Raw genomic sequence first — 22,965 nt, 5'->3', positions numbered from 1 at the left:
CCTCAATCTCTTATACCTATTTAATAATTGTCAAATATAAATTGACATATAATATTTATCCAATGGGCTCAAGGTATTGTGCATAACAATAGCCTTCTTCGCCATCTTTAGTTCTTACTAACCACCATTGGTCATTAGCACGGCTAATCAATGTAATTACTTCATCTTTAGCAGCCTTGCCAACAATCGGTTGGTCAGTACCTGGACCTTTACGGATATTTAAATTACTGCTCTCTGTGATTACGCGAACCTGAGAACCTGCAACTGACGTAGAAACATCTACATTCATTACCACATCACCAGATAAGAAATTAGGGTCAATTTGATTATAAACATCCCACAATTTGTTTTTCACATCTGCGTTTGGTGCAGTTCCACGAACTTGTAAAACGCCATCTTGTTCAGCAATTTGTAAATCATTAATTCCTGATGATTTAGCTGTATCGATCAATACTTGATATTTGCTTTGTAAACTCATAATTTTCCTCCTTATTTAACCTTAAGACCAGACATATCCACTTTTTTAGGATTTAATGCATCTAATCCCATTTTCAAGGCTTGTACACGAGCTTGTTCCAACTCGCCCGTCACTGTAATTACGCCTTCTGCTACTGTAGTTTTTACGGTAGGAAAATCCTTCGTAAACTCATTAACCTTAGCAGTTAAATCATCTGTATTGGTGTTAACTTCGATTTGCGGAACATTTACCACAATATTGTTAACTACAGATTTTACACCTTTAGCATCAGCTGCTTTTGCGGCATCCTCCATTTTAATCTTTTCCTCTTCAGAAGCGGCTGTACCATTAAGGGTAACAACACCCTCTTTTACATCCACTTGAACATTTGGATTTGATTGAATAGCCGTTTCAACCTTTGTCTTTAAGTCCGCATCTGAGATCTTGGACTTACAAGCAACTGTTCCTGACAATAATACTGCAGAAACCATCGCTACTGATAAGAATTTCTTAAGATTCATAAATTATATTTTTATGTTAGTAATGTATACTTAAATCTAAACAAAAAAACAGTAAGATGGTTTTAAGAAAGTATTATCGTATTATAATAAATCTATTATATTGATCTCATTTCCATTAAACGTAATTTGATCCCCTCTAGATTTTCCGAGTAAAAGCTTGCCTATGGGTGATTCTTTAGAAATAACCATAAGAACCTCCTCCTCAAATTTTACTTGACCAATTGATATGGAAATAAGGTAATTAAATTGATTTGTAACAACGAGACTTCCCATTGCGACAATGTTATTGCTTTCAGTAGGAAGAAGCTGTAAAGTTGCCAAATCATTTTCAACCTGCTTTAACTGTTGTTGTAATCTGGTCAGTTCTTGTTGTGCCATTTCACGGGAGGTTTCATATTTATCGCCCATACTACTTTTGGTGTCATTAACTAAACTATCATTCGCCAATTCCATTGCAGCTAAGATTTCATTCAACCTAGCTTCAGTTCGTAAGGTAATCTCTTGAATCCAACGTGATTTATCAATTTTCATTTTTCAATATAAATATTAGTCCATAAAAAAGCGCCAAATGTGATTTGGCGCTTCAATTAAAAACCTAATAACCAATTAAAATAAAATATTTAATTAGTTTTCTAATGCTTCTTTAACGTTCTTAGCTTTACGCTCAGCTTCGTTAGATAATTCTTTTGCTTTATCAGCTGTTTTTTCTGCAGCTTTATCGATTGCATCACCGGTTTTGTGTGCTGCATCTTTTGTTGCATCGACAGCATTGTTTACTCCTTTTTCAACAGCTTCTCCGGCAGCCTTAGCAGCATCTTTTGTTTTTTCCCATGCTGTCTTCGCGTTATCTAATGCTTTTTGTGCTGCATTTTGGGCTTGCTTATCACCACTTTTCACAGCTGCATCTAAATCAGCCTGTGCTTTTTTCATGTCTGCCTCTGCATCAGCTACTGCTTTGTCAGCATCAGCTTTTAAATGTGCAGCATGCTCTTCAGCTGTTTCAACAGAGTGGTCTAAATGTTCGCCTACTGTCGTATCACCATCGTGGTTTTTGTCAACTGTAGAAGTGTTATTGTTGCATGATGATACTACGATAGCACAAGCAACAGCAGCTAATAATCCAATTTTTTTCATGTTAATCTGTAATTTTTGTTTATATGTTTACGAGTTAATCATTGGGTTATTCGCAAAATTTATACCACAAATCATTTAGGATAAACAGTACCCTTTGCAGCCTCAAGTGTGTTTTTTAATAAACCAATAATGGTCATCAAACCAACTCCTCCTGGAACAGGAGTAATCCAAGAAGCTTTTTTGGAAACTTCATTGAAATCCACATCTCCATAAAGCTTATAACCTGATTTGGTTTCGGTTGAAGTTTCTCTATTGATACCAACATCAATAACAATAGCGCCTTCTTTAACCATATCGGCAGTCACAAAGTTTTTTCTACCAATTGCAGCAACAACAACATCAGCTTGCAAAACCTCTTCTTTTAAGTTTTGGGTGCGGCTATGCGTCAATGTTACAGTACAATTACCAGGGTTACTATTACGCGCCAATAAAATACTCATCGGTGAACCAACGATATTACTACGACCAACAACAACCGCCTTTTTACCTGAAATATCCAATTTATAATGATCCAACATCAACATAATTCCATATGGCGTAGCAGGAATAAAACTTGGTAAATTTCGTTGCATGCGACCAAGATTGATAGGATGAAAACCATCCACATCTTTTCTATAATCAATAGCTTCTGTTACTTTCTCTGGATCGATATGTTTCGGCAAAGGAAGTTGAACAATTAAACCATCAATCTCATCATCCGCATTGATTTCAGCAATTTTTGCTAATAATGCTTCTTCTGTGATATCGTCTTCATAGTGTAGATTTGTCGAATCAAAACCTACTTGTTCACAGTTGCGCATTTTGCTGGCAACGTAAGTTTCACTTCCACCATCATGTCCTACTAAAATAGCAACCAAGTGCGGCTTACGACCTAACTTTTCGGTTAGTTCAGCAGCCTCGCGCTTAATGTCTTCTTTTAGTTTTGCAGAAACTTCTTTTCCGTCTAGTAACTTCATATTTTATGTAAAAGGTTGATTTATCCTATGTTTAATCAAGTTTTAATACTGCCATAAACGCTGACTGTGGAATCTCTACGTTTCCAACCTGACGCATGCGTTTTTTACCTTTCTTCTGTTTTTCTAACAATTTACGCTTACGAGAAATATCTCCACCATAACATTTCGCAGTAACATCTTTACGTAAAGCTGAAATGGTCTCTCTTGCAATAATCTTAGCTCCAATAGATGCTTGAATTCGAATTTCAAACTGCTGACGTGGTAAAAGCTCTTTTAACTTTTCACAGATCTTTTTACCAAAATCATAAGCATTACTACGGTGAATTAAGGATGACAAAGCATCTACCGGTTCATCGTTCAAACGAATATCCAATTTAACCAAATCTGAAGTTCTGTATCCAATCTGATGATAATCAAAGGATGCATATCCTTTGGAAATAGTTTTCAACTTATCGTAGAAGTCAAATACGATTTCACCCATTGGCATTTCAAACACCAATTCAACACGGTCAGAAGTTAAGTAAGATTGATTAATAATGGTACCACGCTTTTGAATACATAGAGACATTACTGGTCCTACGAATTCAGCTTTAGTAATGATATTCGCTTTGATATAAGGCTCTTCAATACTATCCAATTTACTTGGATCTGGAAGATCTGATGGATTGTGAACAACCACCTCCTCATTATCCTTTGTCAAGAAAGCTTTATAGGATACGTTGGGAACTGTTGTAATAACAGTCATGTCGAATTCACGCTCTAAACGTTCTTGGATAATCTCCATATGAAGCATTCCCAAGAAACCACAACGGAATCCAAAACCTAATGCAGCAGAAGACTCAGGTTCAAAAACCAAAGAAGCATCATTTAATTGCAATCGGTGCATCGATTCACGCAGCTCTTCGTAATCTTCCGTATCTACAGGATAAATACCAGCAAATACCATGGGCTTAACTTCTTCAAAACCTTGAATAGCCGAGGCACATGGTCTTTCCTTATGGGTAATGGTATCACCTACCTTTACCTCACGAGCTTCCTTGATACCTGAAATAATATACCCTACATCACCAGTCTTAATGACTTCTTTAGGCACTTGATTTAACTTCAAGGTTCCTACTTCGTCTGCATAGTATTCTTTGCCTGTAGCGACGAATTTCACTTTATCTCCTTTACGGATTTCGCCATTTTCAACTTTGAAATAGGCCATAATTCCACGGAAGGAATTAAATACTGAGTCAAAGATCAAAGCTTGTAAGGGAGCATCAGGATCACCAACCGGTGCAGGAACGCGCTCTACGATCGCATTTAAGATGTCTGGAATTCCCATTCCTGTCTTACCAGAGGCCGGAATGATTTCCTCACGTTTACCACCGATTAAATCAACAATTTGATCTTTAACTTCTTCAGGCATTGCTCCAGGAAGGTCCATCTTATTTAAGATTGGAATAATTTCTAGATCATGCTCTAAAGCTAAATAAAGGTTTGAAATAGTCTGGGCTTGAATACCTTGAGAAGCATCGACGATAAGCAAAGCACCTTCACAGGCAGCAATGGATCTAGAAACCTCGTACGAGAAATCCACGTGTCCTGGGGTGTCAATAAGATTAAGGATGTATTTCTGTCCATCTTTCACATATTCCATCTGGATAGCGTGGCTCTTGATCGTAATCCCTCTTTCACGTTCCAAGTCCATATTGTCCAACAACTGAGCTTGTGCCTCACGTTGGGTAATGGTATTGGTAAACTCTAACAATCTATCGGCCAATGTACTTTTACCGTGGTCAATGTGCGCGATGATACAAAAATTGCGTATATGCTTCATATAGGTTTTTATGCCTTCAAATTAATTCGCAAATATAATTTTTTTAAACGAGCTTTCCCCGTTTTAAATGAAGCATTTTAAGAATAAAAGCTAATATCTTTCAATTATATAACAAGAAATACGAGAGATTAATTTTTTGTCACAGTGCTAATTAGTTTTCGTTGGGAAATAAAAGGATAATTTTTGTCCCCTCTCCTAATTCACTATCAATATTGATCTGTACATTCAGTCGATCTGCAATTCTACGTGCAATGGAAAGCCCCAAACCGGTACCTTCATAATCTACTGCATTAGACAGTCGTTTAAATGAATCAAATATATTGTTTAATTCCTCCTTTGCAATTCCAATCCCATTATCCTCAATAATATAGCGAACAAATTCATGATCTAATTCTGAATGGATAGAAACCTTAGGTGCTATTGATTTAGCACTATATTTGACAGCATTGCCTATGAAATTCTGAAATAATTGATAAATAATGGTTTTCTCTCCGTAAATCGGAAGGAGATTCCCAAAATTACTTGACAACAGTTCAGAACCATATCTGATTTTACTAAATTCAACGATTTGAGGGATAAATTCTACTGGATACACCGGCTCCATTTTATAATCATAACCTTTTACTTTAGAAAACTCATGAATAGAGGTTAGCATGTCGGTAATAACCTTGACAGCATCTTTGCTGTTTTTAAGCATTTTATGCCTCAAATCCTCATTCATATCCAGTTTCTGCATCATCATTTGAGTGGAAAGATTAATCGCAGAAAGTGGATTTTTCAAATCATGACTTACTGTATTGGCATAATCATCTAATGCTTTATTTAAGTTGAGTACTTCGTTATTCAACAAACTGATCTCTTGAGCCAATCGTTTAAAACTATCCGTGATAATGTTTCTTAACCTTTCGAAAAAGAACATTTCATTTTTGGTCCATTTTGTCGAACGCTTATAGGTAGTTTGATGCCAAATCTGAAATTTAGGATGAGGTTCATTTTCAAACTCCATATAAGGATTAAGCTCATTCATCAACTCCTCTGGCTTTTCAACCCATTTTCTTTTCTGAATAACCTCTCGTTTGAAAAATAGGATCGTAAATCCTCTTTCTGGCAATACATCGATCCCCGCTACTCCAGCAAAGCGTTCGAAATTCAAACCCAATTTCTTGCCATATTTTAGAACAAATTCATGATCAGCAAAATAATGTCCTTTCGTGAGGCTTGCTATTTGATCTACAATAGCATTGGCTTTAATTTTACCTATTTCAATTTTATAAGTGAACATATTGCCTTCGCTAAGAATAACCATAGCATCAGCATCTGCAAATTCGCAAAGCTTTTCTCCTAACTGTTTTAATACTTCTGAAAGATCTCGGTTTAAGATTAATTGCTCTTTTAACAGCAACTCAAAATTCTTGATTTCCTCATACCACTTCCTTTCCAATATTCGTTGGGTATCCTCATAAGCATTCATCGCCATTTGGATAAAACTTAGCATGGCCTCACGTTTCAATAAGGAAACTCTTTTTGCTTCTTGGCTTTGACAGAAAATATAACCCCACAACTTACCTTTGACAGTTATCCCCATACTCATATTGGAATTCACCCCGTCCCGAATAAGGTATTCAGCATGTAATGGAAGTACGGCTCGTATCCCTGTTTGCTGCAAACTAGGTGAAATCCCAACCTGTGACAGCATGTGAACTGTAGGTCCATCCACCTGTGCCGAATAACGACTCGCATTGACTAAATGAACCTGCTTCGCGTATTTAAAAACATCAATATTTGGATAATAACAATCCTTAATTCCTTTTAGTGCATCATTTCCAATATACTCTGAAATAACAATTCCATTCTCATCTTCATCGTACTGAAATACACGCACTCGATCAAATCCACTTATTTTTGCAATATATCCACAAACAACCTCCCAAATATGATCTTTATTCTCATTCAAAAGTCTATTAAAACTCTCGAATTTTGGGAAGAAAACACTATTATCTAAAGACTTCTTTTCAAACTCCAAATAAATATAATCTTCAAAATTATAGATATTCAGGTAGCATTCTTCCTCTTTAACTATAACCTCTAACCAAACACGTTCTTTGTAATCCGATATAACTTGTTCTATACCTTTCTGAACGTTTTGATAATTTCCAGGAAGGTGCTGACTGATAAGATCATTTAGGTTAGTTCCTAAAAATGAACTAACTTGTTCAGTTAACCATGAGCTACAATTTTCACTGATACTAACTAAGGTTAGATCTCGATCAACGATCAGAAGATATCCATACGATTGAATACAATCAGTAAGATAATGTGCATTATCCTCAGAAAATGTCTGATTATCCATGAATTAATAATAGTTAGTTATTCGCCCTTATTTTACATAAAGCTTGTCCTGCAAATCTAAGGGTTAATTCATTATAAATTTAATAAAAGTTATAATTTCAGCAATATATTTTTTTTGATAATCAATAAATAAAAAACATACAATAATGACCCATAATAAAACTGAAAAACAAGATTTTAGAAAAACGTATTCTACAAATACTTGAATAAATAAAAATTGATTAGGAGTCAAATAAAAAAAGCACTGCATTATTTTGCAGTGCTTCTCATCTTTATAGATATATCCTTATTAATTTTCGATACTCGGAACTGGTACCACTTCGTTCGTATCTTTTTCGTAATCGATTTGATCAAAATTAAATCCAAAAAGATTGAAAAAATCATCACGATATCCTTTAATATCAGAAATATTTTCCAAGTTTTCAGTCGTAGTTTGTTTCCACAGTTCAGCAACCGCTTGTTGAACATCATCACGCATTTCTAAGTCATCCACACGAATTCTACCCTTTTCATCCAATGCAGGAGCAGAACCAGTATATAATCTTTCCGCAAAAAGGCGTTGCATTTGCTCAATCGTTCCTTCATGAATTCCTTTTTCTTTCATCACTTTGTATAGCAAAGAAATATAAAGGGGTACTACAGGGATAGCAGAGCTTGATTGTGTTACTAATGCTTTATTTACAGAAACATATGAAACTCCATCAATATCACTCAAAAGCTCATTTAATGCAGGTACAGTTGCTTCCAAATCATCTTTAGCACGACCAATTGTTCCATTTCTATAAATAGGATAAGTTAATTCAGGGCCGATATACGAATAAGCTACCGTTTTTACTCCATCAGCTAATACACCAGCTGCCTTTAAATCCTCAATCCAAAATTTCCAATCTTCACCTCCCATGACCGCAACAGTATTATCGATGTCTTCCTGGTTCTCTACAGGATTAATGGTGATATCAGACACCACTCCTGTATGGAAATCAACGGTCTTATCTGTGAAAGGCTGATCAATTGGCTTCAATACTGAAGCATATTGAACGCCAGTTTTAGGATGTGTTCTTCTTGGCGATGCTAATGAATAAACCACTAGATCTACTTGTCCTAAATCTTTCTTGATTAACTCAATAGTTTGTTTTTTAATCTCATCAGAGAATGCATCACCATTTATACTTTTTGCATAAAGGCCAGCTGCATGTGCTTCATTTTCGAAAGCTGCAGAATTATACCAACCAGCAGTACCCAATTTACCCTCTGAGGCAGGCTTTTCAAAAAACACCCCAATGGTTGCAGCATCAGATCCAAACGCTGCAGTAATGCGGGAAGCAATACCAAATCCGGTAGATGCACCGATTACTAATACTTTCTTAGGACCATTGGCAATCTTGCCTTTTGATTTCACATAGTCAATCTGTTGTTTGATATGCGCTGCTGTCCCTTCTGGATGTGCAGTCAAACAGATAAAACCTCTAGTTCTTGGTTGTATAATCATCTTTATATAATTTCAAAGTTGAATAATTTCTACAAAAGTAGTTAATTTTTCAAGGAAACCACTTTTACCTTGATTTTTTAGAAATATAGGTCAATCCCTATGATTGTTCCCCCTTCTTTACCTCTAACATTCCTATTTATTGAAGGAAGTCTATTTTTTAATGAAGTTCCTGTATAACAAATTGATAACCTCTTTTGAGAAATTTAAGGTATCCCCATCTGCCACATAAGTTGGGCGACAACCATTTGTGATCACAATAAAACCAAATTTCTTTTCAGGCTCAAAAAACATATTGCTATAAAGTCCATAGGCAGATCCGGTATGACCAACCATATGCTCTCCAGCAATTAAATTTGTATTTTCCAACAAGGCCAATCCATATTTCTCTTTCTCTGTCAATCCTTTCTGCATACGTCTAGCACTCGCTTCTTCTAATATCTTCACTTTTCCTAAACGACCATAATTCATATGCATCATCATATATCTCGCTAAATCTTTGGTCGAAATCTTCATCCCTCCTGTTGGAGAAAAAATAGGGGTACTCTCCCCCATTACATAATTTTTGATTTCTTCCGAACGTGGATTATAAGCTGATGGTTGCTCCTTAAAAGAACCATTTTCGAGTTCATATAGTTTTACAAACCGTCTATTATCCAAAGAATCGATGCAATAACCTGCATCCAACTTCAATGGATTAAGGATTTGCTGATTAATATAGCTGTCAAATCGAACGTTTGTCAATCTTTCCAATACAGCTCCCACCATGTTGAAGTTCAAATTACAGTAAGCATATCCTTTGCCTGGCTCGTAATTATTATAAGACTTTTCCCATTTTTCATTTTTAGATGGGTCTAATACGTCTAAACTGAAGTAACCATTACTATCGTTAATACTGGAACGATGTGACAATACCATCTCTAGGGTAATCTTCGTATCAGGGAATTTAGGATTTCTCACTTTAAAACCTATCAAATCACTAAAATCGTCATCTAGGTTAATTTTACCTTGTTCGACCAACTGCATAATCGCTGTAGCACTAAATGATTTGGAAATGGAGGCAATTCGAAACAAATCCTTTGTGCTCAAAGGCGTTTTACTTTCTAAATCTTTATATCCAATGGCTTTCTCATAGATTGGCTTGCCATTTTTCACCACCAGGACAGTTAAACCCACCGCCTCATGCTTTTCTGCTAAAGCCTTTAGTTCTTGTTCAAAAACACGCTTTTGTGCTACCCCCAATTGTATGGAAAATAGACTAAGAAGTAGCAAATAAAATGGTTTTAGGTATTGTATTCTATATTTCATGGTTGATTGTTTTTAGGTTATTAAGGTTAAACTATACTTCAAGGCTAAGGCAACTAAAGTACCCAAGACAAAACTTAACAAGGTCCCGATAAGGACATATTCTGTAAATTTCGTATCCCTGGCATTACTTAAATCACCAAATCTAAAAATGGACTTTGCAGCTAATAAAAAGCCTATCCCTTCCATAAAGTTAAGCATAACAAAACTTAAAATCATGATTCGTTCCAAGATACCGATTAATGTCCCAGCATCAAATAAGCTGTCTTTTCGCTTATTATTGAATTCTACCTCTCCGTTCCATTTCGTAAAATATACTCGAATTACAATGGGAACTACGAATATTTGAAGAATTATTGCTATTAAATAAACTAATAAATGTTGGCTAGATAGACTCGCCTTTAGCTGTTCAAACACTTCCGGATTAAGGAAAAAGAATAAACCAAAGATACTCGCCAAATGCAGCGCCTGATCAATTAAAAATATGCGAACTGGATTAACTTTCCATCTCTTCTCCCAAAATATTTTACCTGCATCCAATGCCAGATGTATTGCAGTTAGAAAAAGTATATTTTTCCAATTATTGGCCAAGTCCGTACTGAAGAATAAAATTAATAAACCAGCATGAACTGCAATGTGATAAAATAGATATTGGATATGGTCCTTTCTTTTTTCCACCCAAGACTTGGGCTGAAAAACAAAATCGCCCAATATATGAGCCAATATCATTAACAATAGACTAAGCATATTTCTTGAGTTCTTTAGTACAGTACTGAATTACTTGAAGGATTTTAGTATAATGCGCTTTGGTAAGATATAAACTAACCTGACTTTGATGTTTTCTTCCCGAAATCTCCAATAATTCCTTTTGTGTCGCATTAGGATTTTCTAGTGCCACTTGAACAATCTCAGCTGCTCCTACTTTCCACTGGTCAGTTATGGTACTTGCTAGACTTAAAATCAAGTTTAATTGCGCATCTAATTCAGGATAATCAGATTTAAATGAGAGTGTTTCTCTACCTAATTGATCAAACGATTCACCCGAATAAACAAATGCCGCCCCTGATGATTTCTTGATATCTGGATCCTCATAGCTGATATCTCCAAAACCAATCCCTACTCGAACATCATTTTGCTCAAACACCCTTAAGGAGGCTTTCAAATGAAAAATAGCTTGAAACACATCCTCCAATTTCATTTCCGCTTGAAAGCTATCCCCCCGATAAATGTCGTATCGAATGGAATATCTTTTTAAACTTGCCTCTAATCTCGGCATCCAATTATCGATATCTTGTGCCCTGGAGTTGATCACATCTCCTGTTATGATTACATGATTTTTCATAAGGCTTCTTTCTTATAGTTATATCCCCTAGTCTTGTCAGAACTTATTTTAATCTGATAAAACCCTTGACTACAATAAAACAATTGTTATAGATTTAATGTATTATCAAATATAATTGAAAACAATGATAATTCGAAATATAACCAAAAACAGTGATATTTTAGAATATAACAGAAAACGATTATATTTCTAAATATCACAAGAAACAGTGATAATCACATATCAAACCAGCATATAATTCAAGTGATAAGCAAAAACCCACCCTACTCTGAAATAGCATACAGAACAGTAGGAAATTTGAATCAAATCGAAAAATAAGTAAATTGGGAATAGAAAAGTAATCAATATGACAAATTATTCTAAAAAGCTAACTGCAAAAAATAAATTCAAACTTTCCGAATATTCTACAAGCTATAATGGAAACATCAGTGATGATGAGGCTAAGAAAGCATTGAAGGATATCCGAAAAAAGATTGCAGACCTACAAGATAAAATGTATGCTCATGACCGCTACAGTGTATTAATCTGTTTGCAAGGTATGGACACATCAGGCAAAGACTCCTTAATTCGAGAAGTATTTAAAGCAGTCAATGTACGTGGTGTGGTTGTAGAAAGTTTCAAGACCCCTTCAGAGGAAGAGTTACAGCACGATTATCTTTGGCGACATGAGATAAAACTTCCTGAAAAGGGGAAATTCACAGTATTTAACAGAACTCATTACGAAAATGTATTAGTCACCCGTGTCCATCCAGAATATTTACTCAATGAACATATCCCTGCTGTTGAAGACCCAAATAACTTACCGAAGGATTTTTGGAAGATGCGATTTGAGCAGATCAATAATTTTGAAAAAAGAATCACAGAGAATGGAATGATCCTTATGAAATTCTTCCTTCATTTAGGCAAAGACGAACAAAGAAACAGATTATTGAGTAGATTGGAGGAAGACAAAAAGAATTGGAAGTTCTCACCGGGCGACTTAAAAGAAAGAGCATTATGGTCACAATACATGGACTGCTATGAAGATGCCATTCTAAACACCAATAAAAAACATGCTCCTTGGTATATAATCCCATCAGACAGTAAAGCCGTTAGTCGATATTTGGTAGCTAATATCATATTGGAGATTTTATCGCAATACAAGGATATCCAATATCCAGAAATGCCCGAAGAAATCGAAGAACATAAGCGAAAATACAAAGAACAGTTGGAGTCTGAATAAACTCCAACTGCTCTTCTCTATATTAACTGATATTAAAAAACCACCTTGGATAAACCTCCATCTAGTGGAATACTTGCTCCATTCAAATAAGCAGCATAATCTGAAGCTAAAAACGTAACAAGAAAACCATATTCCGCTGGAAGTCCCAAACGCTTAACAGGAATGCTTGCTTTCCTTCTCTCTTCTATATCTGAAATAGACACTCCTTCAGATTTACTTTGCATTTCCATTAAACTCCGCAATCTTGCAGTATCAAAGTAGCCGGTTAATACCGTATTAACGGTGATACCATAAGGGGCCACAGCAACGGAAAGCGATTTACTCCAACTCACCAAGGCTATTCGCATACTATTTGATAAAGCCAGATTATCCTGAGGTTCCTTGACTGTTAATGAAGAAACGTTGATAATGCGTCCAAATCCTTGAGATTTCATATGCTCTAAGCATAGCTCAGTAGCCATCACTGCATTCTTAAATAAAAGATCGAAGGCCATTTGATAATCAGCTATTCCTTTAGACAATACATTGCCAGCTTGAGGACCATTCGTATTGTTGACCAGAATGTCTATTTGATGCTGTTTGAAGAATTCTGATAATTTTTGATGATGAAGAGAGAAATCAGTGAAATCAGTTGTTAAATAACCATGCTTCTGCCCTTTGGATGTATCCAATTCTTGCAATGCCGCAATTAACTTTTCTTCATTCCGAGACATCAAATAAACCTCTGCTCCTGCAGATGCCAACTCCATGGCAATACCTTTACCAATGCCATCACTAGCACCTCCAACTAAAGCCTTTTTTCCGCTTAGATCAATTAACATAAATTTCCAGTTTAAGCCTTAAAGATAAGCAGTATTAAGCACAAGAAAAACCTAGAATAAACCTATCCTTCGTCATTTTTAGGATAGCCCTCTTCGTCTAAGTCATCACGATCATCTTCCGCATTATGCGAAAGATCTTCATCCAATTTGGAAACCTTTAGAATTCGCCCATCGCTTATATGCATGTTATTATCCCCTAATTCCTCATCTGCAAGCTCTTCTTTATCGGCATATTCCTCTCCTACATAAGGATTCGAATCATCATAAGTAGAGTCATCGTCCTGCGCCCCTTCACTTATCGTATCATAGTCCATTGGGTGATCCCAATCAGGATCATTATCCTGTACGTCCAATTCAAAGCTATCTTCTTCCTCATTATAAGCTAAATCTTGTGGATCACTTGGTCCTTGCTCATCGACAGATTCTTGATCATCAATTGGGGAGTGATCATCAATAGAACCGGTTCTATTTCTAGTTTTGTCGTCTTCTTTTTTGTTTTTGTCTTCGTTATTTGTGGATGTGTTCATGTTCTTGTTTTTTAAATCAATTACTACTCTAAAAACCCAATAGAACGGAGAAAGTTTTGTTAAAAAGGCTAAAAATCAAGGAAAAGCCTTATACCTTTTATAAAAAAAATACGTTATATTTACTTTAACAAATTATAAACTTCTTATTATGCAAACGAAAACAGAGTACCTGATATGGGACAAAATTGTCTGTAGTGCTAAGGGTCGTTTTGACGCAGAACTTTATGCCAATAAGTTCAAAAACATGAATCCTGAACTATTTGATAAGTTGATTTTGCACATCATTGTAGGATTTGCTTCTGGAGAAGACCATGATACTATTGCTATAAATCTGCACAATGAAATTGAACATTTAGGTATAGATGTTCGTGAAGGCGTAATTGACACTATTGTATCGGACAAACATGTATTGTTTTCTTCAGAAATCTATGCTGCATATTTGACCTTTTCGATGTTAGAGGATGGCAATTCGGAAGCCGAAGTATTAGGCTATGTAACAGACCTGTTGGAGCATCCACAAATCTACTAATATCCATATTGAACTATTTGTTCATCTAAACCTGCTAAAGCGGATAATTCTAAAGGTTATCAGCATCGTTTTTTCCTAATATTTGCTATCTTTGCCCTTATATGGAAACCGTTGTTAGTGGTATTAGAAGTACCGGAAAATTACACCTTGGAAACTATTATGGAGCATTAAAAAACTTCGTCAAAATGCAAGACGAGTATAATTGCTTCTTTTTTATAGCCGACCTTCACTCCTTAACGACACACCCGACCCCACAGGATTTAACCCATACGGTTCGGAATGTAGTCGTAGAATATTTAGCTGCTGGTTTAGACCCAGAAAAGTCAACTATTTATGTGCAATCTGATGTTCCAGAAGTTGCTGAACTATACTTGTACATGAACATGAATGCTTACTTGGGCGAGCTTGAACGTTCAACTGCTTTTAAGGACAAAGTACGTGCAAACCCAGATAACGTTAATGCAGGTCTATTAACATATCCTGTATTGATGGCATGTGATATCTTGATTCACCATGGAACTAAAGTTCCTGTTGGTAAAGATCAAGAACAGCACTTGGAGATGACTAGAACCTTTGGTAATCGTTTTAACAGATTATACAATGTAGACTACTTCAAGGAGTCTTTTGCATTTACGTATTCTGACAAATTGATTAAGATTCCGGGTCTTAGCGGTCAAGGGAAAATGGGGAAATCTAATGGTGAGGCAGATTGTATTTATTTAGCCGATCCGGCAGATGTAATCCGTAAAAAGATTATGCGTGCTGTTACTGATGCAGGGCCAACTGAACAAAACCAGGAAAAACCTGAAGCTGTACAAAACCTGTTTGATTTGATGAAAGTCGTATCAACTGCAGATACTTTAACACACTTTGACGAACTTTACAACAAATGTGAAATCCGTTATGGTGATTTTAAGAAGCAATTAGCAGAAGATATGGTATTAGCGACAAACGATGTTCGTTCAAGAATCGAAGAGATCAATAAGGATGATGCCTATATTGCTAAGGCATTGAAACTTGGTGCTGAAAAAGCAGAAGCAAGTGCACAGAAAACCATTAAAGAAGTAAGAGAGATCATTGGTCTAAACAAACTATACTAATCAAATATGCATATAGCAATTGTTGGAAATATCGGTGCTGGGAAGACCACATTAACGGAAATGTTGGCCAAACATTTAAACTTTGAACCTCAATTTGAAGCCGTAGAAAACAACCCCTATTTGGAAGATTTCTATAGTGACATGAAACGCTGGGCATTTAACCTACAAATATTCTTTTTAAACAGCAGGTTCCGTCATATCGTAGACCTTCAGAATAGAGGCATCAATATGATCCAAGATCGTACTATCTATGAGGATGCTTATATATTTGCAGAAAACTTGTATGATATGGGACTTATGAGTGCCCGTGACTTCGAAAATTACAGTGACATTTTCCAAAGCATCATTCATTATATTAAACCACCAGACTTGCTTATTTACTTAAAAGCATCTGTACCTACTTTGGTAAACAATATCCAAAAACGTGGTCGTGATTATGAATCTGGAATCCGCTTAGATTACTTATCCAAATTGAATGAAAAGTATGAGAAATGGATTGGTAATTATACGGATGGTAAACTTCTAGTCCTAGACAAAGACAATTTAGATTTTGCTAATAACAAAGAAGACTTAGGAACAATCATCCAGAAAATAGAAGCCGAATTATTCGGACTTTTTTAAAGAAACTCCAAAGCCGATTTCATCGGCTTTTTTTATTTTTATACTATGAAAGTAATTGGAATTATACCAGCGCGCTACGATTCAACTCGTTTCCCTGGAAAACCTTTAGTAGACATCAATGGAATGACTATGATACAAAGGGTTTACAACCAAGTAAAACATGCTACGTCGCTTTCTGAAGTGGTCGTGGCTACCGATGATCAAAGAATTTTCGACCACGTACAAAGCTTTGCTGGAAATGTTCTGATGACCAGTAAAGAGCATCAATCTGGAACTGACCGTTGTGCCGAGATTATTAACAAGGTATCGGGCTTTGATGTTGCTATTAATATCCAAGGTGATGAACCTTTCATAGATCCGCAGCAGATTGACCTTCTGGTTTCTTGCTTTCAACAAGAAGATACACAGATAGCGACCTTAATCCGTAAAATTGAGCAGCTCCAAGACCTTGAAAACACGAATAAACCTAAGGTCGTTATAAACAACAAACAAGAAGCTGTTTATTTCTCCAGACAAGCTATCCCCTATTTCCGAGGAAAAGATATGCGCGATTGGTTAAAGGAAATGGACTATTATAACCACATTGGCATTTATGGATATCGCACTGAAATCCTAAAAGAAATCAGCAAACTACCCGTTTCTAAACTTGAATTAGCAGAATCTTTGGAACAACTTAGGTGGATAGATAATGGTTATCAAATTAAGACAGCCATTTCCAATCATCTGAACGAAGCAATAGATACGCCTGAAGACTTACAATATATCTTAAAGAAATACTTTTCCTAAGGTAAAAGGTGATCGTGATAATTCACTTCCGGCAATAAATCCATAATCGGCTGATAATCTGACAAACTAAGTCTATTCATATCTTCTATAGCCTCAGCTAAATCATTGATTTGCTCTCGACTACGTATACCCAAAACCGAACAAACTACGGGTTTATTCAATAAGGGATATTTTAAGGCCATAGCCAAAGTAGAAACTTCTAAATCTTTTGCTGTTTCTTTTAGTACCTTCTGTATTTTAACCACGTCATGAATGGAAATGCTGAGGTATTTTTGCGCAGCCTTTGTCAACATTAAACCTTGAGCAACGGTGCCACGTGCAAAGATAGAAATAGCGTATTGCTCCAATTGCTTAAAATAAGCTTCTGGTCGACGATCCAAGAGGCTATACTGCATCATATTGGAAACCATTTGACTCGCTGCAGCGTATTTTAAAAACACATTAGGACGAATGGAAGAAATCCCATAATTTAAGATCTTCCCTTCTTGCTTTAGAAGATCGAAAGCCTCTACAATTTCATCATAAGGATCTTCTATGGTACCACCATGTAGTTGATACAAGTCGAGATAATCCGTATTCAAACGCCTCAAGCTACCTTCAACAGCTTTTATGATATAGTCTTTGGATGGAACCCAATCCCAACCTGAACCATCATCTTTCCAACGATTACCAACTTTAGAAGCTAGCGTCCATTCCTTTCTATTGGATTGAATCAACCTTCCTAATAAAGCTTCATTTTCTCCCTTATCATACAGATCCGAAGTATCCAGGTAATTAACACCCAGTTCCAAGGCTTTATCTAAAATATAGGTATTGGTACGATCATGCCCTTGCATAAGGGACATCGCACCAAGACCAACTTCAGAGACGGTTAAATCACCCTTAAAGAGTTTGTTTTGTTTCATTAGCAGCAACTTTCTTCACTTTTAACAGTTCCACTTCAAAAACCAAGGTACTGTAAGCAGGTATAGGACCGCTTGCGCGTTCTCCGTAACCCAATTTATGGGGGATAAAGAATTTATATTTAGCACCTTCCTTCATTAAAGGAACAGCAATTTTCCAACCTTCGATCATTTCATTCAAGGTAATTTCTATTGGCTCTCCTCGATCATAAGAACTATCGAATGTGGTACCATCCGTTAACATGCCTTTATAGTGAACAGTAATGGTGTCTTCCAATGATGGTTGTGGACCAATTCCTGCTTTAATGACTTGATATTGTATTCCCTCAGGTGTTTCTTTAATTCCTGCCACTTGCTTATTCTTTTGTAAAAAATCTGCACTGGCTTTAATCAGCTTATCATTTTTTTCTTTTGTCACACGTTCCATCCCGCTGCGAATAACTTCCTCTTTTTGAGATTCAGTAAAAGCCAATGACTTCCCATCTAAAACATCCTTTATTGCTTGGCTGAGAATAGTTGAATTGATCGGGATTTCCATCCGCTTAAGGTAAGAGGCTAAGTCTTGCCCTAATGCATAGGATAAGGAATCATTAGTGGTTTTTAGTCCCTGTGCATGGCAATAGGAAGTAGCAAAAAATAATACAAATAAGCTTAGGTATACTTTCATTAGGATTTATGATTTTCAATTATTTTCTCAACAATATCATCTGTACAATCTGGATAATCTACTCGCACGCTCGCCTTGGCATTTAACCAAGATTCGATTTCCAGCTCAGATTTCTTTTTTAAACTTTTGATTACTGGTACACCTATCTCCTCTAAAGATGCAGCATTCAAATGCTGCTCATATTGATTCTTCATAGGTATAACCAATAACTTCTTCTGCAAAAATAAGGCTTCTGCGGGAGTTTCAAAACCCGCACCACATAAAACGCCCGATGAGGTAGCCATAGACTGTACAAAAGCATCGGAATTAATGGGATTAATCGATACGTTCTTCAGTTTAAAAGGTTTTTTATTATGCTTGGAAAACACCTCCCATTTCACATCCGGAAAACGAGATAAGTGCTTCAACAAGTGCGCATCATCATAAGATGGCAAGTAAACAGTATAATGTCCAAGATCCTTTGGCTCTAACTCCCGAACTGCCTGACGAATTACAGGTGTAAAGATATTGGACGCATAAGATTTAAAATGAAAGCCGTAAGAATGTGTAGCTGGCGCATAATTCTTCATGATAAATTTACCCAACATATCCGTTTCCTCAGGCTTAGGGCTCGCAGGATCAAATGCACCTATCTGATGGCTTAAACCTATACATGGCTTCTCCTTGAAATAACAACCCCATGCTGAAATGGGCTCGAAATCATTAATCACCAAATCATATTGATCGACAGGAACCGAATTTACCTCTTTAACGAATTTACGAACTGTTGAACTCATAAAAGTTCGCCACAAATCCACCCCACCGGTTTTCCCAAAAATAAAACTTAATCCATGATAACGGTATTTAACCTCGAATGGCAAGTTGATATCAGCCTGAATACCGCTGACTATTACATCCACTTCCGCATGCTTACGTAAGCTCGGAATAATATCAATGGCGCGACATAAATGCCCATTTCCTGTGCCTTGAACAGCGTATAGAATCTTCATTGAACGCAATAAATTGATACCCCAAATTAACAATATTCAACGAATAAGTAAACGTTTAAATATTAACATTCCATGAATTAATTGCCTATTTTCCGTTAATATATTGTAATTCAACATGAAACACAGCCTACTCCTATTTATAATTTTATTGAATTGTGGCCATATTCCTAACTGGGGCTTTCATGCACATAAGCTAATTAACGAATTTGCCATATACACCCTCCCAATGGATCTAATCCCTTTTTACAAAAACAACCTACATTACATCCGCGAAATGGCGGTGAATGCAGATAAACGGGTCTATATTGATACTGCTGAAAGTAAAAGGCATTACCTGGATTTAGATAAAGTGGAATTACCACAAGACTCCCTCATGGTTCCTTGGTATAAGCTAGAAAAAAAACAAAGCCTCATGCGTAAATGGTCTTTTGGGATCATTCCTTGGCAAATTGATATAACCTACAGAAAATTAGTAAAAGCATTTTATAACCACGACAGCGAAAAGATTATTAAACATTCAGCCGATATTGGGCATTACCTTGCGGATGCGCATGTTCCCTTGCACAGTAGTAGCAATTATAATGGTCAATTTACCAACCAAATGGGCATTCATGCCTTATGGGAAACTCGTATCCCAGAAAAATATATTCCAACCTATAATCTTTTTGTTGGAAAAGCAGCCTATATACCCGATGTCTTGGCATTTGCCTGGAAGACAATTAATAAAAGTCATAATCTTTTGGATTCTGTCTTCAAAATGGAAATGCAAACACGGCAGGATATCCCAGCCATTCAACACAAGACCTATATCGTAAGAGGAAATCAAACGCTACACAATTATTCCGAAACCTATGTTGATCATTACCATAACTTATTAGATGGAATGGTCGAAAATAGACTAAGAATGTCCATTCAGGCAATAGGTTCCATATGGCTTAGTGCTTGGATTGATGCAGGACAACCTGATTTAACCAAAAGCAAACCTATTTCTGTCCTCCAAGATACGATTCCCTACAAAGGGAAAACCAGTTTAGGTCGTGAAGAATGGCACGAATAATTCAAACCTATTAATTAAATATATTTCCATACATTTGGCAAATTTATAACATATATGAAGCCTACAATAAAGATATTGCTTGCTCTTAGCAGTATTCCAAATGTATTATTAGCCCAACAATCCATTAGTGATAGCACGAGAATTCAAGAAGTTCTTATTCAAGAAAACAGACTTCAAATTCCGGTTAGCCAATCCAGCAGAAATATTCAGATTTTATCTCAAAAGGACATTAAAGCGCTTCCAAGCACGAGCATTAATGAAGTCCTGCGTTATGCAGCAGGAGTTGATATTCGTCAGCGCGGACCTTTTGGCACACAAGCCGATATTGGAATTGATGGTGGAAGTTTTGATCAAACCATATTGTTGGTCAACGGAATTAAGTTTTCAGATCCTCAAACAGGTCACCACATGTTGAACATTCCAGTGCCTCTGGAAGCAATTGAACGTATTGAAATCCTTCGTGGTCCTGCATCGCGAATCTATGGAATCAATGGTTTAACTGGAGCAATTAATATTGTCACTAAAAAAGCCGAGCATTCCAATGCCTATGCGCAGGTATATGCTGGTTCTTCATTCAAAGACAGAAAAGAAGAAGATAAGGATGGAATCTATTACGGTCAGGGAATTCAAGTTGGCGGTGCATTTAGTTCACAAAGCCAACAGCACCAACTTTACCTAACCAAGGAAAAGAGTAATGGCCAACGCTATAATACAGCCAGTGACAACGCTAAAGTATTTTATCAGAACCAAATCAACCTCAACGCGCATAATCGTTTGCAAATGATGGCTGGTTATATCAACAATAAATTTGGTGCAAACGGATATTATGCTGCCCCTGGAGATAAAGAATCGGAAGAACATGTAGAAACAGTACACTATAGTTTAGCATCAAGTCATGATTTGGGTTCAAACTGGTACTTGAGTCCCCGCTTGAGCCACCGCTATAATGAGGACGATTACCGATACTTCCGAAACGATCTAAGCAAAGCTAGAAGTAGACACTATACACATACACTATCTGCCGAATTAAATGCTCGATACCAAAGTAAATTTGGTGATCTTGGTTTGGGATTGGAAAGCCGTCATGAAAAGATTAGCAGTTCTAATATTGGCAAGCATGACCGCAATAACTTTGGTGCTTATACGGAATTCCGTACCACGCAACTAGAAAACTTCATCATTAATGCAGGTGCTTATATCAATTACAATACAGATTATGATTGGCAGATTTTCCCAGGAATTGATGTAAGCTATATTATCAATCCAAATTGGCATTTAGCTGCCAGCTCAGGTTCTAGTCAGCGTATTCCAACTTTCACAGACTTATACCTTAACCAGAAGCCTGGTAATATTGGTAATCCTGATTTAATATCGGAGAACTCGTGGCAACATGACTTTAGCGTAAATTTCAAGAACCAACATTTTAGCGCAAAAGCTGGTTACTTCTTCAGAGATATTAAGAATTTTATTGATTGGATCCGTGAAAGTACAGACGTTCCTTATCAGGCAACCAATCTTGGTAACAACAAAACGCATGGTTTGTTAGCAAATTTCCAATTCCAGACAGCTTTTCAAAATCAGCAGCATTTTCAAGTAAGAGTAGATTATACCTACTTAAACCCCTCCATCATCAATGATTATCCAAATACGATCATTAAGTATGGCATTGAAAGCTTGAAACATCAAGTTATTGGAACATTGCAATACCAAATCAAGGAATGGTCAATTAGTACTGCAAATCGCTATCAAGAACGCTCTAAAGGAAAGCCATATTTCATATCCGACTTTAGACTGGCCTATAAACGGAATAACCTATCCATCTTTGCTGATTTACAAAATGCATTTGATGCCGAATACATTGAAGTTGGTGCAGTGCCACTTCCTGGCAGATGGTCTAGCTTGGGTATCCACTACGCCATCCCTAAGATATAACTCCTACATAGAAAATAAAAAAGCTCGAATCTTGTGATTCGAGCTTTTTTATTTTATCTCCTAGAGAGATTACATTTGTTTTTCTAATTTTTCAGTTAAAACGGATTTTGGCACCGCACCAATTTGTTTGTCTACGATTTCACCGTTTTTGAAGAATAACAAAGCAGGGATGTTACGGATACCATAACGAACAGAAATATCTGGATTGTTATCCACATTTACTTTTCCAACAACTGCTTTACCTTCATATTCTGTTGCAATTTCATCTACCAATGGTCCAACCATACGACAAGGACCACACCACTCTGCCCAAAAATCAATTAAAACTGGTTTATCTGATTTTAATACAACTTCTTCAAAGTTGCTGTCTGTAATTTCTAATGCCATATTCTCTTTATTTTTTGATTTATTAAAAGTATGTATTTACAAATATAAACAAT

Annotated in this window: 24 protein-coding genes; 7 read left to right on the top strand and 17 right to left on the bottom strand. The window is 36.3% G+C overall.

Annotated elements, in window-relative coordinates:
• Window positions 1-55 precede the first annotated feature (55 nt).
• From ABD676_RS08445 to ABD676_RS08395, 11 genes are all read right to left on the bottom strand, one after another.
• Window positions 56-478 (bottom strand): SH3 domain-containing protein, encoded by a 423-nt coding sequence (locus tag ABD676_RS08445; protein WP_344674185.1) that lies wholly within the window; start codon window positions 476-478, stop codon window positions 56-58.
• An 11-nt stretch (window positions 479-489) separates the two neighbouring features.
• On the bottom strand, window positions 490-978 hold the full coding sequence (locus tag ABD676_RS08440; protein ID WP_344674184.1) for a BON domain-containing protein: 489 nt from the start codon (window positions 976-978) through the stop codon (window positions 490-492).
• Window positions 979-1,059: 81 nt separating this feature from the next.
• Window positions 1,060-1,509: a hypothetical protein gene (locus tag ABD676_RS08435; RefSeq protein ID WP_344674183.1), complete on the bottom strand. Its 450-nt coding sequence runs from the start codon at window positions 1,507-1,509 to the stop codon at window positions 1,060-1,062.
• A gap of 93 nt (window positions 1,510-1,602) precedes the next feature.
• The gene (locus tag ABD676_RS08430) at window positions 1,603-2,112 is read right to left on the bottom strand and encodes a hypothetical protein (RefSeq protein WP_344674182.1); all 510 of its coding nucleotides are present in this window, start codon (window positions 2,110-2,112) and stop codon (window positions 1,603-1,605) included.
• A gap of 71 nt (window positions 2,113-2,183) precedes the next feature.
• Complete coding sequence (locus ABD676_RS08425) at window positions 2,184-3,068, bottom strand: bifunctional 5,10-methylenetetrahydrofolate dehydrogenase/5,10-methenyltetrahydrofolate cyclohydrolase (protein ID WP_344674181.1); 885 nt, start codon at window positions 3,066-3,068, stop codon at window positions 2,184-2,186.
• 31 nt (window positions 3,069-3,099) lie between these two features.
• On the bottom strand, window positions 3,100-4,890 hold the full coding sequence (gene lepA / locus ABD676_RS08420) for a translation elongation factor 4 (protein ID WP_344674179.1): 1,791 nt from the start codon (window positions 4,888-4,890) through the stop codon (window positions 3,100-3,102).
• A gap of 151 nt (window positions 4,891-5,041) precedes the next feature.
• On the bottom strand, window positions 5,042-7,240 hold the full coding sequence (locus tag ABD676_RS08415) for an ATP-binding protein (protein WP_344674177.1): 2,199 nt from the start codon (window positions 7,238-7,240) through the stop codon (window positions 5,042-5,044).
• Between the two features lie 288 nt (window positions 7,241-7,528).
• Window positions 7,529-8,728 carry an enoyl-ACP reductase FabV gene (fabV, locus tag ABD676_RS08410; RefSeq protein WP_344674175.1) on the bottom strand — a complete coding sequence of 400 codons (1,200 nt, stop codon included), beginning with the start codon at window positions 8,726-8,728 and terminating at the stop codon, window positions 7,529-7,531.
• Between the two features lie 150 nt (window positions 8,729-8,878).
• Window positions 8,879-10,033: a serine hydrolase domain-containing protein gene (locus ABD676_RS08405; protein ID WP_344674173.1), complete on the bottom strand. Its 1,155-nt coding sequence runs from the start codon at window positions 10,031-10,033 to the stop codon at window positions 8,879-8,881.
• Window positions 10,034-10,045: 12 nt separating this feature from the next.
• On the bottom strand, window positions 10,046-10,777 hold the full coding sequence (locus ABD676_RS08400) for a DUF3307 domain-containing protein (RefSeq protein ID WP_344674171.1): 732 nt from the start codon (window positions 10,775-10,777) through the stop codon (window positions 10,046-10,048).
• The gene (locus ABD676_RS08395) at window positions 10,770-11,372 is read right to left on the bottom strand and encodes a SatD family protein (protein WP_344674169.1); all 603 of its coding nucleotides are present in this window, start codon (window positions 11,370-11,372) and stop codon (window positions 10,770-10,772) included. The genes ABD676_RS08400 and ABD676_RS08395 overlap by 8 nt, the downstream gene beginning before the upstream one ends.
• A gap of 346 nt (window positions 11,373-11,718) precedes the next feature.
• Here ABD676_RS08395 and ABD676_RS08390 point away from each other — a divergent pair, with 346 nt between their 5' ends.
• Entirely contained in the window at window positions 11,719-12,594 is an 876-nt protein-coding gene (locus ABD676_RS08390; protein ID WP_344674167.1) for a PPK2 family polyphosphate kinase, read from the top strand.
• Window positions 12,595-12,626: 32 nt separating this feature from the next.
• Here ABD676_RS08390 and ABD676_RS08385 read toward each other — a convergent pair whose 3' ends face one another.
• Window positions 12,627-13,415, bottom strand: a complete 789-nt coding sequence (locus ABD676_RS08385; RefSeq protein WP_344674165.1) for an SDR family oxidoreductase — start codon at window positions 13,413-13,415, stop codon at window positions 12,627-12,629.
• Window positions 13,416-13,477: 62 nt separating this feature from the next.
• Complete coding sequence (locus ABD676_RS08380) at window positions 13,478-13,942, bottom strand: hypothetical protein (protein ID WP_344674164.1); 465 nt, start codon at window positions 13,940-13,942, stop codon at window positions 13,478-13,480.
• Window positions 13,943-14,090: 148 nt separating this feature from the next.
• On the opposite strand from ABD676_RS08380, the gene ABD676_RS08375 reads away from it, so the two are divergent.
• The 4 genes from ABD676_RS08375 (at window position 14,091) to kdsB (ending at window position 16,978) form a co-directional block, all read left to right on the top strand.
• Complete coding sequence (locus ABD676_RS08375) at window positions 14,091-14,471, top strand: hypothetical protein (protein ID WP_344674162.1); 381 nt, start codon at window positions 14,091-14,093, stop codon at window positions 14,469-14,471.
• A 101-nt stretch (window positions 14,472-14,572) separates the two neighbouring features.
• Entirely contained in the window at window positions 14,573-15,571 is a 999-nt protein-coding gene (trpS, locus tag ABD676_RS08370; RefSeq protein WP_344674161.1) for a tryptophan--tRNA ligase, read from the top strand.
• A 6-nt stretch (window positions 15,572-15,577) separates the two neighbouring features.
• Window positions 15,578-16,192 (top strand): deoxynucleoside kinase, encoded by a 615-nt coding sequence (locus tag ABD676_RS08365; RefSeq protein ID WP_344674159.1) that lies wholly within the window; start codon window positions 15,578-15,580, stop codon window positions 16,190-16,192.
• 45 nt (window positions 16,193-16,237) lie between these two features.
• Window positions 16,238-16,978: a 3-deoxy-manno-octulosonate cytidylyltransferase gene (kdsB, locus tag ABD676_RS08360; RefSeq protein WP_344674158.1), complete on the top strand. Its 741-nt coding sequence runs from the start codon at window positions 16,238-16,240 to the stop codon at window positions 16,976-16,978.
• On the opposite strand, the gene ABD676_RS08355 is transcribed toward kdsB, so the two are convergent.
• The 3 genes from ABD676_RS08355 to ABD676_RS08345 are packed head-to-tail and all read right to left on the bottom strand — an operon-like array spanning window position 16,975 to window position 19,536.
• Window positions 16,975-17,883, bottom strand: a complete 909-nt coding sequence (locus ABD676_RS08355) for an aldo/keto reductase (protein WP_344674156.1) — start codon at window positions 17,881-17,883, stop codon at window positions 16,975-16,977. The two genes, kdsB and ABD676_RS08355, sit on opposite strands and share 4 nt — an antisense overlap.
• Complete coding sequence (bamJ, locus tag ABD676_RS08350) at window positions 17,861-18,547, bottom strand: BamJ family beta-barrel-assembly machinery protein (RefSeq protein WP_344674154.1); 687 nt, start codon at window positions 18,545-18,547, stop codon at window positions 17,861-17,863. The genes ABD676_RS08355 and bamJ overlap by 23 nt, the downstream gene beginning before the upstream one ends.
• Window positions 18,547-19,536 (bottom strand): glycosyltransferase family protein, encoded by a 990-nt coding sequence (locus tag ABD676_RS08345; RefSeq protein ID WP_344674153.1) that lies wholly within the window; start codon window positions 19,534-19,536, stop codon window positions 18,547-18,549. Before ABD676_RS08345 ends, bamJ begins: the two co-directional genes overlap by 1 nt.
• 115 nt (window positions 19,537-19,651) lie before the next feature.
• Here ABD676_RS08345 and ABD676_RS08340 point away from each other — a divergent pair, with 115 nt between their 5' ends.
• Window positions 19,652-20,593 (top strand): zinc dependent phospholipase C family protein, encoded by a 942-nt coding sequence (locus ABD676_RS08340; RefSeq protein ID WP_344674152.1) that lies wholly within the window; start codon window positions 19,652-19,654, stop codon window positions 20,591-20,593.
• Between the two features lie 54 nt (window positions 20,594-20,647).
• Window positions 20,648-22,525 carry a TonB-dependent receptor plug domain-containing protein gene (locus ABD676_RS08335; RefSeq protein WP_344674151.1) on the top strand — a complete coding sequence of 626 codons (1,878 nt, stop codon included), beginning with the start codon at window positions 20,648-20,650 and terminating at the stop codon, window positions 22,523-22,525.
• Between the two features lie 69 nt (window positions 22,526-22,594).
• On the opposite strand, the gene trxA is transcribed toward ABD676_RS08335, so the two are convergent.
• Complete coding sequence (gene trxA / locus ABD676_RS08330) at window positions 22,595-22,912, bottom strand: thioredoxin (RefSeq protein ID WP_344674150.1); 318 nt, start codon at window positions 22,910-22,912, stop codon at window positions 22,595-22,597.
• Window positions 22,913-22,965: the final 53 nt, after the last annotated feature.

The sequence above is a fragment of the Sphingobacterium kyonggiense genome, from assembly GCF_039536825.1.
Classification (GTDB): Bacteria; Bacteroidota; Bacteroidia; order Sphingobacteriales; family Sphingobacteriaceae; genus Sphingobacterium; species Sphingobacterium kyonggiense.
Note: the sequence above shows the minus strand (reverse complement) of the source record. Positions and strands in the feature narration are given on the sequence as shown.

Coding starts and splice junctions, on each gene's coding strand:
- ABD676_RS08335 (WP_344674151.1), top strand. CDS start 20,648: ATGAAGCCTACAATAAAGATATTGCTTGCTCTTAGCAGTATTCCAAAT.
- bamJ (WP_344674154.1), bottom strand. CDS start 18,547: ATGAAAGTATACCTAAGCTTATTTGTATTATTTTTTGCTACTTCCTAT.
- fabV (WP_344674175.1), bottom strand. CDS start 8,728: ATGATTATACAACCAAGAACTAGAGGTTTTATCTGTTTGACTGCACAT.
- ABD676_RS08340 (WP_344674152.1), top strand. CDS start 19,652: ATGAAACACAGCCTACTCCTATTTATAATTTTATTGAATTGTGGCCAT.
- ABD676_RS08440 (WP_344674184.1), bottom strand. CDS start 978: ATGAATCTTAAGAAATTCTTATCAGTAGCGATGGTTTCTGCAGTATTA.
- lepA (WP_344674179.1), bottom strand. CDS start 4,890: ATGAAGCATATACGCAATTTTTGTATCATCGCGCACATTGACCACGGT.
- ABD676_RS08385 (WP_344674165.1), bottom strand. CDS start 13,415: ATGTTAATTGATCTAAGCGGAAAAAAGGCTTTAGTTGGAGGTGCTAGT.
- ABD676_RS08405 (WP_344674173.1), bottom strand. CDS start 10,033: ATGAAATATAGAATACAATACCTAAAACCATTTTATTTGCTACTTCTT.
- kdsB (WP_344674158.1), top strand. CDS start 16,238: ATGAAAGTAATTGGAATTATACCAGCGCGCTACGATTCAACTCGTTTC.
- ABD676_RS08345 (WP_344674153.1), bottom strand. CDS start 19,536: ATGAAGATTCTATACGCTGTTCAAGGCACAGGAAATGGGCATTTATGT.
- trxA (WP_344674150.1), bottom strand. CDS start 22,912: ATGGCATTAGAAATTACAGACAGCAACTTTGAAGAAGTTGTATTAAAA.
- ABD676_RS08380 (WP_344674164.1), bottom strand. CDS start 13,942: ATGAACACATCCACAAATAACGAAGACAAAAACAAAAAAGAAGACGAC.
- ABD676_RS08425 (WP_344674181.1), bottom strand. CDS start 3,068: ATGAAGTTACTAGACGGAAAAGAAGTTTCTGCAAAACTAAAAGAAGAC.
- ABD676_RS08430 (WP_344674182.1), bottom strand. CDS start 2,112: ATGAAAAAAATTGGATTATTAGCTGCTGTTGCTTGTGCTATCGTAGTA.
- ABD676_RS08365 (WP_344674159.1), top strand. CDS start 15,578: ATGCATATAGCAATTGTTGGAAATATCGGTGCTGGGAAGACCACATTA.
- ABD676_RS08375 (WP_344674162.1), top strand. CDS start 14,091: ATGCAAACGAAAACAGAGTACCTGATATGGGACAAAATTGTCTGTAGT.
- ABD676_RS08435 (WP_344674183.1), bottom strand. CDS start 1,509: ATGAAAATTGATAAATCACGTTGGATTCAAGAGATTACCTTACGAACT.
- ABD676_RS08400 (WP_344674171.1), bottom strand. CDS start 10,777: ATGCTTAGTCTATTGTTAATGATATTGGCTCATATATTGGGCGATTTT.
- ABD676_RS08415 (WP_344674177.1), bottom strand. CDS start 7,240: ATGGATAATCAGACATTTTCTGAGGATAATGCACATTATCTTACTGAT.
- ABD676_RS08355 (WP_344674156.1), bottom strand. CDS start 17,883: ATGAAACAAAACAAACTCTTTAAGGGTGATTTAACCGTCTCTGAAGTT.
- trpS (WP_344674161.1), top strand. CDS start 14,573: ATGGAAACCGTTGTTAGTGGTATTAGAAGTACCGGAAAATTACACCTT.
- ABD676_RS08395 (WP_344674169.1), bottom strand. CDS start 11,372: ATGAAAAATCATGTAATCATAACAGGAGATGTGATCAACTCCAGGGCA.
- ABD676_RS08390 (WP_344674167.1), top strand. CDS start 11,719: ATGACAAATTATTCTAAAAAGCTAACTGCAAAAAATAAATTCAAACTT.
- ABD676_RS08445 (WP_344674185.1), bottom strand. CDS start 478: ATGAGTTTACAAAGCAAATATCAAGTATTGATCGATACAGCTAAATCA.